Source organism: Nocardioides sp. Z21_20, from assembly GCF_059766585.1.
Genome location: NZ_JCBAJX010000002.1, coordinates 414015 through 427974 on the forward strand (window position 1 = coordinate 414015; position 13960 = coordinate 427974).

The 13960-nt window shown below is 74.1% G+C and carries 17 protein-coding genes; 3 read left to right on the top strand and 14 right to left on the bottom strand.

From position 1 onward, the window contains the following. Positions 1 to 9: 9 nt before the first annotated feature. Genes AC6EH9_RS05635 through AC6EH9_RS05650 form a run of 4 tightly spaced genes read right to left on the bottom strand, consistent with a single transcriptional unit; the run spans position 10 to position 2981 of the window. Positions 10 to 1008, bottom strand: coding sequence for an ABC transporter ATP-binding protein (locus AC6EH9_RS05635; RefSeq protein WP_498421370.1), 999 nt, complete (start codon positions 1006 to 1008; stop codon positions 10 to 12). Further along, the gene (locus AC6EH9_RS05640) at positions 1005 to 1808 is read right to left on the bottom strand and encodes an ABC transporter permease (RefSeq protein ID WP_498421373.1); all 804 of its coding nucleotides are present in this window, start codon (positions 1806 to 1808) and stop codon (positions 1005 to 1007) included. Before AC6EH9_RS05640 ends, AC6EH9_RS05635 begins: the two co-directional genes overlap by 4 nt. 1 nt (position 1809) lies before the next feature. Next, on the bottom strand, positions 1810 to 2589 hold the full coding sequence (gene modA / locus AC6EH9_RS05645) for a molybdate ABC transporter substrate-binding protein (protein ID WP_498421376.1): 780 nt from the start codon (positions 2587 to 2589) through the stop codon (positions 1810 to 1812). Next, a complete protein-coding gene (locus AC6EH9_RS05650) occupies positions 2586 to 2981 on the bottom strand; it encodes a TOBE domain-containing protein (protein WP_498421378.1) in 396 nt (131 codons plus the stop codon). The genes modA and AC6EH9_RS05650 overlap by 4 nt, the downstream gene beginning before the upstream one ends. Before the next feature lie 133 nt (positions 2982 to 3114). On the opposite strand from AC6EH9_RS05650, the gene AC6EH9_RS05655 reads away from it, so the two are divergent. Continuing rightward, positions 3115 to 3672 carry a DUF4245 domain-containing protein gene (locus AC6EH9_RS05655; protein ID WP_498421380.1) on the top strand — a complete coding sequence of 186 codons (558 nt, stop codon included), beginning with the start codon at positions 3115 to 3117 and terminating at the stop codon, positions 3670 to 3672. Here AC6EH9_RS05655 and AC6EH9_RS05660 read toward each other — a convergent pair. Genes AC6EH9_RS05660 through xseA form a run of 3 tightly spaced genes read right to left on the bottom strand, consistent with a single transcriptional unit; the run spans position 3653 to position 6062 of the window. Continuing rightward, positions 3653 to 4522 (bottom strand): putative protein N(5)-glutamine methyltransferase, encoded by an 870-nt coding sequence (locus AC6EH9_RS05660; RefSeq protein WP_498421687.1) that lies wholly within the window; start codon positions 4520 to 4522, stop codon positions 3653 to 3655. The two genes, AC6EH9_RS05655 and AC6EH9_RS05660, sit on opposite strands and share 20 nt — an antisense overlap. Further along, the gene (locus AC6EH9_RS05665; protein WP_498421382.1) at positions 4519 to 4764 is read right to left on the bottom strand and encodes an exodeoxyribonuclease VII small subunit; all 246 of its coding nucleotides are present in this window, start codon (positions 4762 to 4764) and stop codon (positions 4519 to 4521) included. The genes AC6EH9_RS05660 and AC6EH9_RS05665 overlap by 4 nt, the downstream gene beginning before the upstream one ends. Before the next feature lie 11 nt (positions 4765 to 4775). Then, positions 4776 to 6062, bottom strand: a complete 1287-nt coding sequence (gene xseA, locus AC6EH9_RS05670) for an exodeoxyribonuclease VII large subunit (protein ID WP_498421383.1) — start codon at positions 6060 to 6062, stop codon at positions 4776 to 4778. Positions 6063 to 6157: 95 nt separating this feature from the next. On the opposite strand from xseA, the gene AC6EH9_RS05675 reads away from it, so the two are divergent. Next, positions 6158 to 7168 (top strand): 4-hydroxy-3-methylbut-2-enyl diphosphate reductase, encoded by a 1011-nt coding sequence (locus AC6EH9_RS05675; protein ID WP_498421385.1) that lies wholly within the window; start codon positions 6158 to 6160, stop codon positions 7166 to 7168. Between the two features lie 11 nt (positions 7169 to 7179). Beyond that, positions 7180 to 7803, top strand: coding sequence for an L-threonylcarbamoyladenylate synthase (locus tag AC6EH9_RS05680; protein WP_498421387.1), 624 nt, complete (start codon positions 7180 to 7182; stop codon positions 7801 to 7803). Here AC6EH9_RS05680 and AC6EH9_RS05685 read toward each other — a convergent pair. Genes AC6EH9_RS05685 through AC6EH9_RS05715 form a run of 7 tightly spaced genes read right to left on the bottom strand, consistent with a single transcriptional unit; the run spans position 7800 to position 13958 of the window. Continuing rightward, on the bottom strand, positions 7800 to 8198 hold the full coding sequence (locus tag AC6EH9_RS05685) for a DUF6542 domain-containing protein (protein ID WP_498421390.1): 399 nt from the start codon (positions 8196 to 8198) through the stop codon (positions 7800 to 7802). The two genes, AC6EH9_RS05680 and AC6EH9_RS05685, sit on opposite strands and share 4 nt — an antisense overlap. A gap of 9 nt (positions 8199 to 8207) precedes the next feature. Continuing rightward, the gene (locus tag AC6EH9_RS05690; RefSeq protein WP_498421392.1) at positions 8208 to 9350 is read right to left on the bottom strand and encodes a DNA recombination protein RmuC; all 1143 of its coding nucleotides are present in this window, start codon (positions 9348 to 9350) and stop codon (positions 8208 to 8210) included. Between the two features lie 47 nt (positions 9351 to 9397). Further along, positions 9398 to 10447 carry an isopenicillin N synthase family dioxygenase gene (locus tag AC6EH9_RS05695; protein ID WP_498421394.1) on the bottom strand — a complete coding sequence of 350 codons (1050 nt, stop codon included), beginning with the start codon at positions 10445 to 10447 and terminating at the stop codon, positions 9398 to 9400. Further along, complete coding sequence (gene add, locus AC6EH9_RS05700; protein WP_498421397.1) at positions 10444 to 11511, bottom strand: adenosine deaminase; 1068 nt, start codon at positions 11509 to 11511, stop codon at positions 10444 to 10446. Before add ends, AC6EH9_RS05695 begins: the two co-directional genes overlap by 4 nt. Continuing rightward, positions 11508 to 12308: an ABC transporter permease gene (locus AC6EH9_RS05705; protein ID WP_498421399.1), complete on the bottom strand. Its 801-nt coding sequence runs from the start codon at positions 12306 to 12308 to the stop codon at positions 11508 to 11510. The genes add and AC6EH9_RS05705 overlap by 4 nt, the downstream gene beginning before the upstream one ends. Beyond that, positions 12305 to 13105, bottom strand: a complete 801-nt coding sequence (locus tag AC6EH9_RS05710) for an ABC transporter permease (protein ID WP_498421401.1) — start codon at positions 13103 to 13105, stop codon at positions 12305 to 12307. Before AC6EH9_RS05710 ends, AC6EH9_RS05705 begins: the two co-directional genes overlap by 4 nt. A 4-nt stretch (positions 13106 to 13109) precedes the next feature. Beyond that, positions 13110 to 13958 (bottom strand): ABC transporter ATP-binding protein, encoded by an 849-nt coding sequence (locus AC6EH9_RS05715; RefSeq protein WP_498421404.1) that lies wholly within the window; start codon positions 13956 to 13958, stop codon positions 13110 to 13112. Positions 13959 to 13960: the final 2 nt, after the last annotated feature.

Sequence of the window (13960 nt, forward strand, 5' to 3'; positions counted from 1 at the left end):
GCCCGCACCCTACCGGCTCTGCGCGGGGGGTCGCTGCGTCGTGTCCGCGCGGTAGCGCCGCACCGAGGTGGCCTTGACGCTCAGCCAGACCTCGCGCCCGGGCACCAGGCCGAGCTCGGTGGCGGCGCCGGGGGTGACGTCGGCGAGCAGGTCGCGCTCGGCGCCGACCAGCACCCGCACGGCGCCGCCGTGCGGCACGACGCTGCGCACGGTGCCGTGCCAGCGGTGCCGCGCCGAGCCCACCGGCTCGGCCAGCGAGACGGTGACCTCGTGCGGGCCGAAGGCGACCAGGTCGTCGTCCTCGCGCAGCACGTTGAGGCCCACCAGCCTGGCCACGTGCTCGGTGCGCGGACGCGCCGCCACCTCCGCGGGCGATCCCTCCTGGGCGACCCTGCCCTCGTCGAGGACCAGCACCCGGTCGGCCAGGGTCAGCGCGTCGAGCGCGTCGTGGGTGACCAGAAGCGTGATCCCGTCGTACGCCGCGAGGTGGCCGGCCAGCTCGATGCGCAGTGCGGTCGCCACCCCGACGTCGAGCCCGGCGAAGGGCTCGTCGAGCAGCAGCAGCGCCGGGCGGGTGGCCAGCGCCCGGGCGATCGCGACCCGCTGGGCCTGGCCGCCGGAGAGCTGCCCTGGGCGGCGGTGGGCGAGCGGCCCGACGCCGAGCCGGTCCAGCCAGGCCGCGGCCTGCGCACGCGCCTCGCGGCGCGGCGTCCCGCGGCTGCGCAGCCCGAAGGCCACGTTCTCCAGGGCGCTCAGGTGGGGGAAGAGCGCCTGGTCCTGGAACACCAGGCCGACGCGTCGCAGCCGGGCCGGCAGCGGCGGAGAGGACCACGGCTGCCCGTCGACGGTGAGCTCGCCGTCGTGGGGGAGCAGCCCGGCCAGCGCCCGCAGCAGCGTGCTCTTGCCGGCGCCGTTGGGCCCGATCACCGCGATCACGTCGCCCGGCGAGGCCTCTAGGGTGGCGGCGAGTCGGCCGGGGACCTCGATCCGGGCGCGCAGCGTGCTCACGAGCGCACCAGCCACTGGTTGCGCAGCGCCGCGAGGATCGCCACCGAGACGATCAGCAGGATCATGCTCAGGGTGCGGGCGACCTCGGGGTCGCGCTGGAGCTCGGTGTAGATCAGCGAGGGCATCGTCTGCGTGGTGCGCGGATAGTTGCCCGCGAAGGTGATGGTGGCGCCGAACTCGCCGAGCGAGCGGGCCCAGGCCAGCACCGCGCCGGCCATGATCCCGGGCATCGCCAGCGGCAGGGTGATCCGGCGGAACGTGGTCCACCGGGTCGCCCCCAGGGTGGCGGCCACCGCGTCGTAGCCGGCGCCGGAGGCGCGCAGCGCACCCTCGACCGCGATCACGTAGAACGGCAGCGCCACGAAGGTGTGGGCCAGCACCACGGCCGTCGTGGTGTAGGGCACGCTCTGCCCGGTCAGCTCGCGCACCAGCGAACCGAGGGGCCCGTTGCGGCCCAGGGCGGTGACCAGCGCGACGCCGGCGACCACCGGCGGCAGCACCAGCGGCACGGTCACCGCCGCGCGCAGCAGCGCCCGGCCCGGGAAGTCGACGCGGGCCAGCAGCCAGGCCAGCGGGGTGCCGAGCAGCAGGCAGGCCAGCACCGTGGCGCCCGAGGTCAGTGCGCTGAGCCACAGCGCGTCGAGGACGGCCGCGCTGCGCAGCTGCGCGAGGAACGACCCCCAGGGCGTGTCCAGCACCAGCGTGACCAGCGGGATCACCAGGAAGAGGGCGGCGATCGCGGCCGGGACGACGAGCACCACCGGTGGGCGGCCCAGGAGCGGGCCGGCGGGACGGGTCACCTCAGGCTCCACCGTCCTGGCCGGAGGCGGCGGTGAACCCGGCCGCCTCGAGCACCGCGCGCCCCTCGGGCGAGACGACGAGCTCCACGAACTCGCGGGCCAGGTCGGGCTCCTCGGACTGTTCCAGGACCGCCAGCGGGTACGTCGTGGTGTGCGCGCCGGCTCCGGGCACGTCGAAGACCCGCACCCGCTCGCCGGCCGCCTTCGCGTCGGTGGCGTAGACGAGCCCGGCGTCCGCCTCCCCGGACAGCAGCCGGGCCAGCACCGCCTTGACGTCGACCTCGAGGCTGGCCGGCTCGTGTCCGATCCCGCCTTCGTCGAGGACCTCGGCGGCGACGGCTCCGCACGGCGCGGTCCGGGCGCAGACGACGTAGGTCACGTCCTCGCGCTCGAGGTCGGCGAACGAGGCGAGGTCGGCGGGGTTGTCGGCAGGGGTGGCCAGCACCAGCGAGTTGCTCGCGAACGGGGTCGCCGGGCCGGCCAGCGCGCCGGCGTCCTCGGCGGCGGTCATCGTGGCGAGGTCGGCGGTGGCCAGGACGTCGGCGGGGGCACCCTCGGCGGCCTGGGCGGCCAGCGTGGCCGAGGAGTCCAGCGCGAGGTCGACGGTGACCCCGGGGTGGTCGGCCTCGAAGTCGGCGGCCAGGGCGGTGAAGGTCTCGGTGAGCGAGGCGGCGGCCAGGACCGTGAGCCGGCCCCCCGGCTCGTCGCTCTCCCCGGTGCACGCGCTCGCCGGGATCGCCACCAGGACGGCGGCGAGCAGCAGTCGCGCCGGCCGGCTCACGGGCGCTCCACGATCACGTTGGTCGACTTGACCGAGGCGATCGCCCGGGCGCCCGGCTCCAGGCCGAGCTCGTCGGCCGCCTCGCTGCTCATCAGCGAGACCAGGCGGTAGGGCCCGCAGATCAGCTCGACCTGGGCCATCACCGTGTCCTTCTTGACCCGGGTGACGATCCCCGGCAGCCGGTTGCGCGCGCTCACCGCGGAGGCCCGGGTCAGGGCCCGGTCGGGGTGGTCGGCCAGCGACTCGGCCAGCACGGCGAGGTCGGTGCCGCGGATCACCGTGCGACCGGAGTCGGTCTCGGCCGGCAGCCGGCCGCCGTCGACCCAGCGGCGCACGGTGTCGTCGCTCACCCCGAGCAGATCCGCTGCCTCCGCGATTCGGTACGTTGTCACGGGAGAAGTGTGCCGCACCTGCGGGTCGAATTGGGAGTTTCATCCGCAGATGCTGTGATCGACCTGTCCGGTTCCGGGTTGCGTCGGGGGTCCCGGCCCGGCGCCTTCGTCAACGAACTGTGAGGATAGTGCCGTGAGTGAGAAGCCTGGCCGCTACCAACGCAGCACCGGCGGACTCATCGGGGCGATGATCGTGCTGCTGCTCGCGGTCGGCGCCTTCGTGGGGTACCGCGCGCTGTTCCGCACCGAGCTCGTGGTCGAGCCGGAGGCGCTGGAGTACCTCGAGTACGTCGACGCCGCCCAGGCCAACGGGGTGGAGGTCGTCTACCCGCCGAGCCTGCCCGAGGGCTGGATCGCCACCAGCGCCGGCGCCAGCGGGGGCGAGCGGCCGGTCTGGCGCCTGGGGATGCTGAGTGACGAGGAGCGCTTCGTCGGCGTGCGCCAGGAGGACCGCTCGGTCGAGGAGATGATCGAGTTCGCCGTCGGCGAGGCCGACGCCTCCGAGGTCGAGGAGGGCGAGGCGATCCGGACCCCCGGTGCGGTGGCCGAGGAGTGGCGCACCTTCGACGCGCCCGACGAGGACGTCCTGCTCGTCGCCGAGGTGGACGGCACCACGGTGCTGGTCTACGGCCGCACCGACCGCGAGACCCTCACCGACATGGCCGAGTCCCTCACCACCGAGCCGCGCTGAGGCCCGCGGCGCTGCGCGGTCCGGCGGGTCGGGTGCCCACCACCACGGTCGCGTCGCGCTCGTCGTCGGCCACGACGTGCGCACTCAGCCCCGCCGTCCGCATCAGGGCGGCGGCAGCGCCGGCCTGATGGGCGGCGCTCTCCACCAGCAGGTGTCCGCCGGGAGCCAGCCACCGCCCGGCCGCCGCGATCACCCGGCGCTGCACGTCCTGGCCGTCGCGCCCGCCGTCGAGCGCCACCCGCGGCTCGTGCAGCCGGGCCTCGGGCGGCATCGTCGCGATCTGCGCGGTGGGCACGTAGGGGGCGTTCGCCAGCAGCACCCGCACCCGGGCGAGCAGTCGCCGGGGGAGCGGCGCGTCCAGGTCGCCGTGGTGAGCCGTGCCGCCGACGCCGGCGACGTTGCGCCCGGCGCAGGCGACCGCGGCGACCTCGACGTCGGCCACGTGCAGCTCGGGCCGGATCCCGCGCGCCAGCAGGCGATGAGCCAGCGCCGTACCGGCCGCGCCGGCGCCGCAGCACAGCTCGACCAGCACCGGGGCGTCCGCTCCGGCGGTGGCCGGGGCGGGACCCTCGAGCAGGCGCAGGGCCTCGGTGACCATCAGCTCGGTGCGGCGGCGCGGCACGAACACGCCGGGGTCGACCGCCAGGCGCAGTCCGTCGAACTCGACCCAGCCGAGCAGGTGCTCCAGCGGGACCCCGGCGACCCGGCGCGCCACCAGACGCTCGAGCTCCACGCGGCTGCCGCCGGCCGCACCGGCCAGCAGCCGGGCCTCGTCCTCGGCGAAGACGCAGCCGGCGCCGCGCAGCTGCGCGACCAGGCGGGGATCGGGGCTCGGGGCGGGGTCGCTCAGCGCGCGTCCTCCTCCTCGGCCACCGCGGCGTCGAGTCGCTGACGGGCGCCGTCGAGCCAGCGCTGGCAGATCTTGGCCAGCCGCTCCCCGCGCTCCCACAGCGCCAGCGACTCCTCCAGGGTGGTGCCGCCCGCCTCGAGGCGCCGTACGACGTCGATCAGCTCCTCGCGGGCGTCCTCGTAGCTGGTCTCCTCGCGACCCGCCACCTCCGGGCCGACCGGCTCGGCTCCCTGCTCAGGCATGGCTCTCCTCGTCACTCGGTTTGATCGGGCTCGGGTTGATCGGGCTGGGTTTGATCAGGCTGGGTTTGATCAGGCTGGGCCAGCGCCTCGACCCCGGTGCTCTGCGCGTGCACCCGGCCGTCGGCCACCCGGACGCTGATCGCCGCGCCCGGGCTGACCGCGTCCACGGAGGTCACCACGTGGCCCTCGGCGTCCTGGAGCACGGCGTAGCCGCGGCGCAGCGTCGCCAGTGGGGAGAGGGCGCGCGCCCGGGCCAGCTGGTGGTCGGTGTCGTCGGCGGCCCGGTCGAGGGAGTGGCCGAGGGTGCGGCGGGCCCGTTCGCGCAGCCGGAGGATCTCCTCGGCGCGGTCGTCGAGCAGGCTGCGCGGGTCCGCCATCGCCGGTCGCGAGCGCAGCGCGTCCAGGCCCGCCTGCTCGCGGGCGACCCAGTGGCCGAGCAGACTGCGCAACCGGTCCCGGGAGGCGACGATGCCGCGCTGCTCCTCGGCCATGTCGGGCACCACCCGCTTGCCCGCGTCGGTGGGGGTCGAGGCGCGCCAGTCCGCGACCAGGTCCAGCAGCGGCTGGTCGGGCTCGTGGCCGATCGCGGAGACGACCGGCGTACGGGCCTGGTGGACCGCGCGGATCAGCGCCTCGTCGGAGAAGGGCAGCAGGTCCTCGACCGAGCCGCCGCCGCGGGCGATCACGATCACCTCGACCTGCGGATCACGGTCCAGTCGCTGGACGGCCTCGATCACCTCGCCCGCGCAGCGCTGCCCCTGCATCGTGGCGTAGGCGATCTCGAAGCGGACCGCGGGCCAGCGCCGGCGCGCGTTCTCCAGCACGTCGCGCTCGGCGGCGGAGTTGGCGGCGGTGACCAGCCCGACCAGGCCGGGCAGGAACGGCAGCGTGCGCTTGAGCTCGCGGGCGAACAGGCCCTCGGCGGCCAGCAGCTGGCGGCGTCGCTCGAGGCGCGCCAGCAGCTCGCCGAGGCCGACCATCTTGATGTCGCGGGCGTAGAGCGAGAGCGTCCCGCGGTTGGCGTAGTAGGAGGGCTTGGCGTGCACGACCACGCTGGCGCCCTCGACCAGCGGCGGGTTGAGGCCGTCGAAGAGGGTGCGCGAGCAGGTCAGCGGCACGGAGATGTCGGCGACGGCGTCGCGCAGCGTCATGAACACGGTGTTGAGCCCCGGGCGGCGGCTGATCTGCGCCACCTGGCCCTCGACCCAGACCGCCCCGAGCCGGTCGACCCAGCCCGCGATCGCGTTGGCGATCTGCCGGACGGGCGCCGGCGACTGGGGGGAGGTCTCCATGGCCACGGCCGCGAGCCTAGGTCACCGCGCCGACAGAGCGGCAGCGGTGGGGCCTCAGCGACGGTGCGCCGACGACTCGCCCGGCCCGTAGACTGTGGCGCATGAGCATCGACCTGGGGACCCCGTCCGTCCTCTCCCCCGAGGAGGCGGAGAAGGCCGTGCTGCTGGCGGCGCCGCGTGGCTACTGCGCCGGCGTGGACCGTGCGGTGATCACGGTCGAGAAGGCACTGGACCTGTACGGCGCACCCGTCTACGTGCGCAAGCAGATCGTGCACAACAAGCACGTGGTGGCCACCCTGGAGTCGCGCGGCGCGATCTTCGTCGAGGAGCTCGACGAGGTCCCGGCCGGCCAGACGGTCGTCTTCTCCGCCCACGGCGTCTCCCCGGAAGTGCACCGCCAGGCCGCCGAACGCGAGCTGAAGACGATCGACGCGACCTGCCCGCTGGTGACCAAGGTCCACCACGAGGCGAAGCGCTTCGCCGCCGACGACTACGACATCCTGCTGATCGGCCACGAGGGCCACGAGGAGGTCGAGGGCACCGCCGGTGAGGCCCCCGAGCACATCCAGCTGGTGCAGAGCCCGGCCGACGTGCCGAACATCGTGGTGCGCGACCCCGAGCGGGTGGCCTGGCTCTCGCAGACCACGCTCTCGGTGGACGAGACCCTGGAGACGGTGGCCGCGATCCGGGAGCGGTTCCCCAAGCTGCTCGACCCGCCCAGCGACGACATCTGCTACGCCACCCAGAACCGCCAGCTCGCGGTCAAGGAGATCGCGCTCGGCGCCGACCTGGTGATCGTGGTCGGCTCGGGCAACTCCTCGAACTCGGTGCGGCTGGTCGAGGTGGCGCTGGAGGCCGGCGCGAAGGCCTCCTACCGCGTCGACGACGCCAGCGAGATCGACGAGGCCTGGCTCGACGGCGTACGCACCGTGTCGGTGACCTCGGGCGCCTCGGTGCCCGAGGAGCTCGTCGACGGGGTGCTCGCCTTCCTCGCCGAGCGCGGCTACCCCGACGCCAAGGCGGTGCACAGCGCCGAGGAGTCGCTGATCTTCGCCCTGCCCGTCGAGCTGCGCCGAGACCTGCGCGCGGCCGAGGCCGCCGCGCGCGGCTGAGGGACGACCCGGTGGCGCGCTATGTCGACCTGCATCCGGACAATCCCCAGCCGCGGCTGATCACCAAGGTGGTCGAGGCGCTGCGCGACGACGCGCTGATCGCCTACCCGACCGACTCGGGCTACGCGCTGGGCTGCCAGCTCGGCAACCGCGACGGCCGGGACCGGATCCTGCGGATCCGCCAGCTCGACGATCGCCACCACTTCACGCTGATGTGCCGCGACTTCGCCCAGCTGGGGCAGTTCGTGCAGGTCAACAACGCCGCGTTCCGTGCCATCAAGGCGGCCACCCCGGGGCCGTACACGTTCATCCTGCCGGCCACGGCCGAGGTGCCGAAGCGGCTGATGCACCCCAAGAAGCGCACGGTCGGCGTCCGCATCCCCGGGCACCCACTGGTCTCCGCGCTGCTGGAGGAGCTGGGGGAGCCGCTGCTGACCAGCACCCTGATCCTGCCCGGCGAGGACGGCCCGCGGACGATGGGCTGGGAGGTCAAGGAGGACCTCGACCACGACGTGGACATCGTCATCGAGTCCGGCGAGACCCCGGCCGTGTCGACCACCGTCGTGGACTTCTCCAGCGGGGCGCCCGAGGTGCTCCGTCGTGGGGCGGGCGACCCTGAGCGGTTCGAAGGCTAGTCGGGCAGCCGGCGGGTGCGGACCGCGAGCGCGGCCAGCGCCAGCACGTAGCCCACGGCCAGTGAGGTCGCGTGGGTGAACAGCCCGGAGATCACCGCCTGCACCGCGCCGTCGCGCTCGTCGGCGATCGTGCCCGGCGCGACCAGCGCGAGCAGCGCGAAGACCGCGAGCATGATCAGCGGCGGCAGGATGGCGACGGTGAAGAAGTCCCCGGGGCGCACCTGCAGCGCCAACCCGAGGCAGAGCACGATGAAGCACAGGTCGAAGAAGAGGCTGAGCCGGCCGCTCAGGGCGAGGTCCAGCACCACGGTGGTGAGCGCGACGGCCACGCCGAGGACGACGACCTGTCCGCCCGGCTCCTGACCCTGCGCCCACACGGAGCGTGTCTGGCTCACGGGGTCAACCTAGGGCGCCGTTCGGGCTCCGCGGGCGCGGCGCGCCGAGTCGAGATCCAGCTCCGGCCCGTCGGCCGCCCCCTCCGGCTGCAGCTCCAGGGCGCCCAGGGATCGCGTGGTGGCCTCGACCTGGCGGGGACTCGGCAGCTCGGCATCGGTGACCGACAGGTCCTGAAAGCGCCGCGCGGTGACCAGGACCCGGCTCTCCAGCGAGCCGACGGCCTGGTTGTAGCTCTTCACCGCCGTCCCCAGCGAGCGGCCGAGGAGGTCGAGGTGGCCCCCGACGGTGCCGATCCGCTCGTGCAGCTCGCGGCCGAGGCGGTGGATCTCGCGGGCCTGCTCGGCCAGCGTCTCGTGGCGCCAGCCGTGGGCGACCGTGCGCAGCAGCGCGATCAGCGTGGTGGGCGTGGCGAGCACGACCTGGCGGGTCGCGGCGTGCTCGAGCAGGTCGCGGTCGGTCTCCAGGGCGGCGGAGAGGAACGACTCCGCGGGCACGAACAGCACCACGAACTCGGGGCTCTCCTCGAGCGCGCGCCAGTAGCGCTTGGCCGAGAGCTGGTCGACGTGGGTGCGCAGCTGCCGGGCGTGGCGGCGCAGGTGCGCGTCGCGCTCGTCGTCGTCCTCGCTCTCGGCGGCGTCGAGGAACGCGTCGAGGGGGACCTTCGAGTCCACCACCACGCACTTGCCCCCGGCCAGGCGCACCACGAGGTCGGGGCGCAGCGCACCGCCCTCGAGGACGACCTGCTCGGCGAAGTCGCAGCGGTCCACCATCCCGGCCAGCTCGACCGCGCGGCGCAGGTGCAGCTCACCCCACTGCCCGCGCACCTGCGGCTTGCGCAGCGCGGTGGACAGCGCGTGGGTCTCGCGGCGCAGCCCGTCGGCGGTGTGGCGCATGTCGAGCACCTGCTGGTGCAGCTGACCCTGCCAGACCGCGCGGTTGTGCTCCAGGTCGCGCATCTGGTCGCCGATCCGCTCCAGGCCCTCGCGCAGCACCGCGTCGCCGGCCGCCCGCTGCTCCAGGGCCGCCAGGGCAGCCGGCAGCCCGGCGGAGGCCGGCGCCCGGCCACGCGCCCAGAGCACCCCCAGCGCCGTACCCGCCGCCATCCCCACCACCAGCAGCACCAGCGCCAGCGCCATCCCAGTCACGTCCATGGCGCCAGCATCCACGACGCCACCGACAGTGCCCGGCGCGGCGCGGGCTACCCGCCGGCCCGGGCGGCGATCACCCGGGCGGCCTCGCGCTCGGCGGCGACGTTGGCGACGCCGGCGCGGGAGCCGGCGAGCTTGGCGCGCAGGTGCTCGCCGACGGTGATCGGGGGGTACGGCGAGCCGTCGCCGATGCAGGTCGGCAGGGTCTCGATCAGGGCGTCGATGTTGCCGTCGTGGAAGTACGCCGCGCTGCGGCGCCGCTGGACGGCGCCGTCGACGATCGGCGGCTTGACCCGGTGCAGCGTCGACATCCACCGCTCGTTGGTCCACCGGGCCATCAGGTCGCCGAGGTTGATCAGCAGCGCCCCCTCGGCAGGCATCACGTCGTTCCAGGAGCCGTCGCCGCCGAGCACCTGCAGGCCCGCCACCCGGTCGGCCCACAGCACCGTGACGATGCCGTAGTCGGTGTGCTCGCCCATCCCGGTCAGGTCGCCGTCCAGGTCGAGGGCGCCGGGCTCGAGGGCGTAGTTGTTCATCCGCAGCACGTCCACGCTGTGGTCGGTGAAGGAGGCGAAGAAGCCCGGTTCGAGCCCGAGCGCGTCGGCGAACAGCCCGGTCAGGGTGCGCGCCACCCGCGCGGCCTCGTCGAAGTAGGCGTCGACCGCCTCGACGAACCCGGCGACCTCGTGGGGCCACACGTTCTCGGGGTAGTCGGCGGCCGGCAGGTCCAGGCCCGGGAAGTCCGAGCGGGCCGCCCCGACGTTGAACGCCTCGAAGAAGTCGTTCATCCGGTTCGCCGGGGCGATCCCCAGGCTCAGGCTCAGCGACTCGGTCTTGGGCGGGGCGTAGCCGCGGTTGACCTCCGGCGGCGTGCGGTAGGCCTTCTTCGCCTCCAGCGGCAGGCCGAAGAACCCGTCCAGCGCGTCGGCGAACGCGGCGAGGACCGCGTCGGGGACGCCGTGCCCGACGATCTGCACGAACCCGACGGTGCTGGCGGCCGCGTCGAAGGCGGCCGCGGCCCGGGCGCGCTCCTCGGCCGTGCCGCCCGCGACGTAGGAGGAGATGTCGACGGTGGGGACGTGGAAGCCGGTGCTGCTCATGCGGGGTCCTCCTGGGGGTGGGGGTCGTCGGGGATCGCGGCGACGGCGTGCTCGACGCGTCGGGCCAGCGCCGCCTTGTCGGTCTCGTCGAGCCAGCAGGCCTCGACGGCGTTGCGGGTGAAGCCGGCGAGCTCGTCGCGGCCGTAGCCCAGCGCGTGCGCCAGCACCCGGAAGTCGTGGGTGGGGTCGGTGCCGAACATCGGCGGGTCGTCGGAGTCGATGCACACGCGCAGCCCGGCGTCGACCATCTGCGCGATCCGGCGGTGGCTGCCGTCGCCGCTGCCGGAGTAGCGGCCGATGTCGGAGCTGACCGGGGTGCAGGTGAACGGCACCCGCTCGGCGACGCAGCGCGCGGTGATCTCGGGGTCGTCCACCACGTGGTAGCCGTGGTCCACGCGGCTGCAGCCCAGGTCGTCGAGCAGCGTAAGGATGTGGCCCGGCGGCCCGGACTCCGAGTGCGCGGTGCGCTGCAGCCCGTGCCGCGCGGCCAGCCGGTAGGCCTCGACGAAGCCCCCGGGCGGCCCGTTCACCTCGGCGTAGTCCAGGCCGATGCCGACCACCTCGTCGACGCGGTGCGCGATCACCTCCTCGACCAGCGCCACCGCCTCCGCGCCGCTGCGCTCGCGGTTGATGCCGACCACCAGCCGGGCCTCGATGCCGGTGTCGTGCTGGGCGTCGCGCATCCCGGCCAGCACCCCCTCCAGCAGCCGCGGGTAGGGGACCCCGGGGTGCCCGGGCGGGCTGAGCTGGATCTCGCGGTAGAGCACGTGGTGCGCCGCACCGCCCGCGGTCAGCGACTCGTAGGTGATCCGGTGGAAGTCGTCCACGTCGCGCACCACCGAGCCGACCAGGTCGAGGACCCGCAGGAACTCCCCGAGGTCCTCGTAGCTGGCATGGTCGTAGAGGCTCTCCGCGTCGCGTCCCTGCCAGGGCCCGGTCATCGGTACGCCGTGTTTGCGTGCGAGGTCGAGCACGGTGTCGGCCGCGACCGTGCCGATCAGGTGGCAGTGCAGGCTGACCTTGGGCAGCGCGGCCACCAGCGTCTCGACGTCGGCCGGCGTCATCGCGTCTCCTCGCCGAGACGGGCGAGTACCAGCGACTCGATCAGCTGAGCGAGCAGGTAGAGCAGCAGCGAGGCCAGGGTGATCACCACGACCAGCGCCCAGACCCGGTTGATCTGCGAGCGGGCGGCGGCCGAGACCACGGCGTACCCGACGCCTTGGCCGGTGGCCAGCCACTCCGCGAGCAGCGCGCCGGTGATCGCTCCGGGCACCGAGATCCGGATCGAGGCGAAGAGCGCGGGCATGGCCGAGGGCACCGCCACGGTGCGCAGCACCGACCAGGCGCCGCCGCCGTAGACCTGGACCACGTCACGCATCTGCGCCGAGACCGAGCGCAGCCCCAGCACGATGCTCACCAGCGCCGGGAAGAGCACCACGATCCCGCTCATCACCGCGACGGCGCCCACGCTGCGTCCGACCGAGAGGATGATGATCGGCGCCAGCGCGATCAGCGGCACCGAGCGCAGGATCATCGCCACCGGCATCACCACGCTCTCCACCGGCCGGGACAGCACGATGGCGGCGGCCAGGACGACCGCGGCCGCCATCCCCGCCACGAAGCCGATGGCGGAGTCGGTCAGGGTCCTGCCCAGCAGCGGCCAGATCTCGGCGCGCACCTCGGCGGCGTCCGGGTCGGTGACCAGGTAGGCCCACACGTCGCCGGGCCCCTTGCCGACGTAGTCGGAGACGCCGAAGGCGCGCAGCCCGACCACCCACAGCACCACCACCACGCCGAGCACGAACGCCATCGTGGCCACGGTCCGCAGCACCGCCCGGCCGAGCGTGGCCGGCCCGCTCATCGCGCGCCCCCCGTCGACCAGGGGGTGACCAGCCGGGAGAGCAGTCCCAGCACGGCGTACGCCGCGCCGGCGACCAGGGCGCAGCCCAGCCCGATGCCCCACGCCTGCTCGACGTCGATGTTCTGCTGGGCGATCTTCAGCGCCAGCCCGACCCCGCGCTCGATGCCGCCGGCGTACTCGCCGAGGATCGCGCCGAGGAAGGCGGCCGGCGCCGCGATCTGCAGCGACGCCAGGATCGAGGGCAGCGCGGCCACCAGCTGGACGCGGCGCAGCTGCTGGAGCCGGCCCCCGCCGTACACGCGGACCACGTCGAGGCTGGTCCGATCCGCCGAGCGGTAGCCCAGCACGGTGCCGACGACCGTGGTGAAGAAGACCGACAGCGCGGCCAGCGCCACCGCGGTGCCGGAGCGCTGACCGGGGTCGGGGACGCCGATCACGATGTAGAGCACCGGCGCGATCGCCACGATCGGGATGCAGTAGCTGATCACCGCGACCTGCATGATCACCGGCTCGGCGAACGGCACCAGCAGCACCAGCGAGGCCAGCAGCAGCGCGGCCAGGTTGCCGTAGAGGAAGCCGACGCCGGCCTCCTCGACGGTGACCGCGAAGTGGGTCCAGTAGAAGTCCCAGCCGTCGTCGAGCATCGAGGCGACCACCCCGCCGGGGGTCGGCACCCGGGCGTCGGCCAGCAGCGTCGCTGCCGCCAGCCACCACACCGCGATGCCTGCGACCAGCCCGGCCAGGCCCATCAGCGCCGAGCGGGTCGCCTGGGCGCTCGGCCGCGGGAACCAGCGCATCGGCTCAGTCCTCCGCGCCGGGCTGGTTGCCGAAGAGCAGCTCCGAGGCCCGGTCGTGCAGCGCGTGGAACTCCGGGGTGCGCATCATCTCGGGCAGCCGGGGCCGGGGCAGGTCGACCTCGATCACCTCCTGGACCCGTCCCGGCCGCGCGCTCATCACCGCGACCTGGTCGGAGAGGAAGATCGCCTCGCTGATGCCGTGGGTGACCATCAGCGTGGTGGCCGGCTTCTCGGTCCAGATCCGCAGCAGCTCGACGTTGAGCCGCTGGCGGGTCATGTCGTCGAGCGCCCCGAACGGCTCGTCGAGCAGCAGCACCGAGGGCTTGACGACCAGCGAGCGGGCGATGGAGACGCGCTGGCGCATCCCGCCGGAGAGCTGGGCGGGCTTGGCCTTCTCGAAGCCGGTCAGCCCGACCAGGCGGATCAGCTCGGTGACCAGCGCGTCGTCGGGCTTCTGGCCGGACACCTCGAAGGGCAGCCGGATGTTGGCGAGCACCGTGCGCCACGGGAGCAGGGCGGAGTCCTGGAAGGCGATGCCGAGCTCGTGGTCGCGGCGCAGCTCCAGCGGGGTCTTGCCCTCGACCAGCGCGGTCCCCGAGGTCGGCGTCTCCAGCCCGGCGAGGATCCGCAGGATCGTCGACTTGCCGCAGCCCGAGGGGCCCAGCAGGGACAGGAAGCTGCCCTTGTCGGTGAACAGGGTGGCGTCGTCGAGGGCGCGGACGCTGCGGCGCCCCACCCGGAACGTCTTGCTCAGGCTCTGGATCCGGACCCCCGTCCCGTGGGAGCCCTCAGGCGTGCTGGGGGCTCCCACGGATACGGTGCCGGAGCCCGTGTCGGTCACGGTCTCGGACATGG

Excerpts from the sequence above, each read along its gene's own strand:
- AC6EH9_RS05665 (WP_498421382.1), bottom strand. The coding sequence starts at position 4,764 with ATGCCTGAGCAGGGAGCCGAGCCGGTCGGCCCGGAGGTGGCGGGTCGC.
- AC6EH9_RS05675 (WP_498421385.1), top strand. The coding sequence starts at position 6,158 with ATGAGCATCGACCTGGGGACCCCGTCCGTCCTCTCCCCCGAGGAGGCG.
- AC6EH9_RS05690 (WP_498421392.1), bottom strand. The coding sequence starts at position 9,350 with ATGGACGTGACTGGGATGGCGCTGGCGCTGGTGCTGCTGGTGGTGGGG.
- AC6EH9_RS05695 (WP_498421394.1), bottom strand. The coding sequence starts at position 10,447 with ATGAGCAGCACCGGCTTCCACGTCCCCACCGTCGACATCTCCTCCTAC.
- add (WP_498421397.1), bottom strand. The coding sequence starts at position 11,511 with ATGACGCCGGCCGACGTCGAGACGCTGGTGGCCGCGCTGCCCAAGGTC.
- AC6EH9_RS05705 (WP_498421399.1), bottom strand. The coding sequence starts at position 12,308 with ATGAGCGGGCCGGCCACGCTCGGCCGGGCGGTGCTGCGGACCGTGGCC.
- AC6EH9_RS05710 (WP_498421401.1), bottom strand. The coding sequence starts at position 13,105 with ATGCGCTGGTTCCCGCGGCCGAGCGCCCAGGCGACCCGCTCGGCGCTG.
- AC6EH9_RS05715 (WP_498421404.1), bottom strand. The coding sequence starts at position 13,958 with ATGTCCGAGACCGTGACCGACACGGGCTCCGGCACCGTATCCGTGGGA.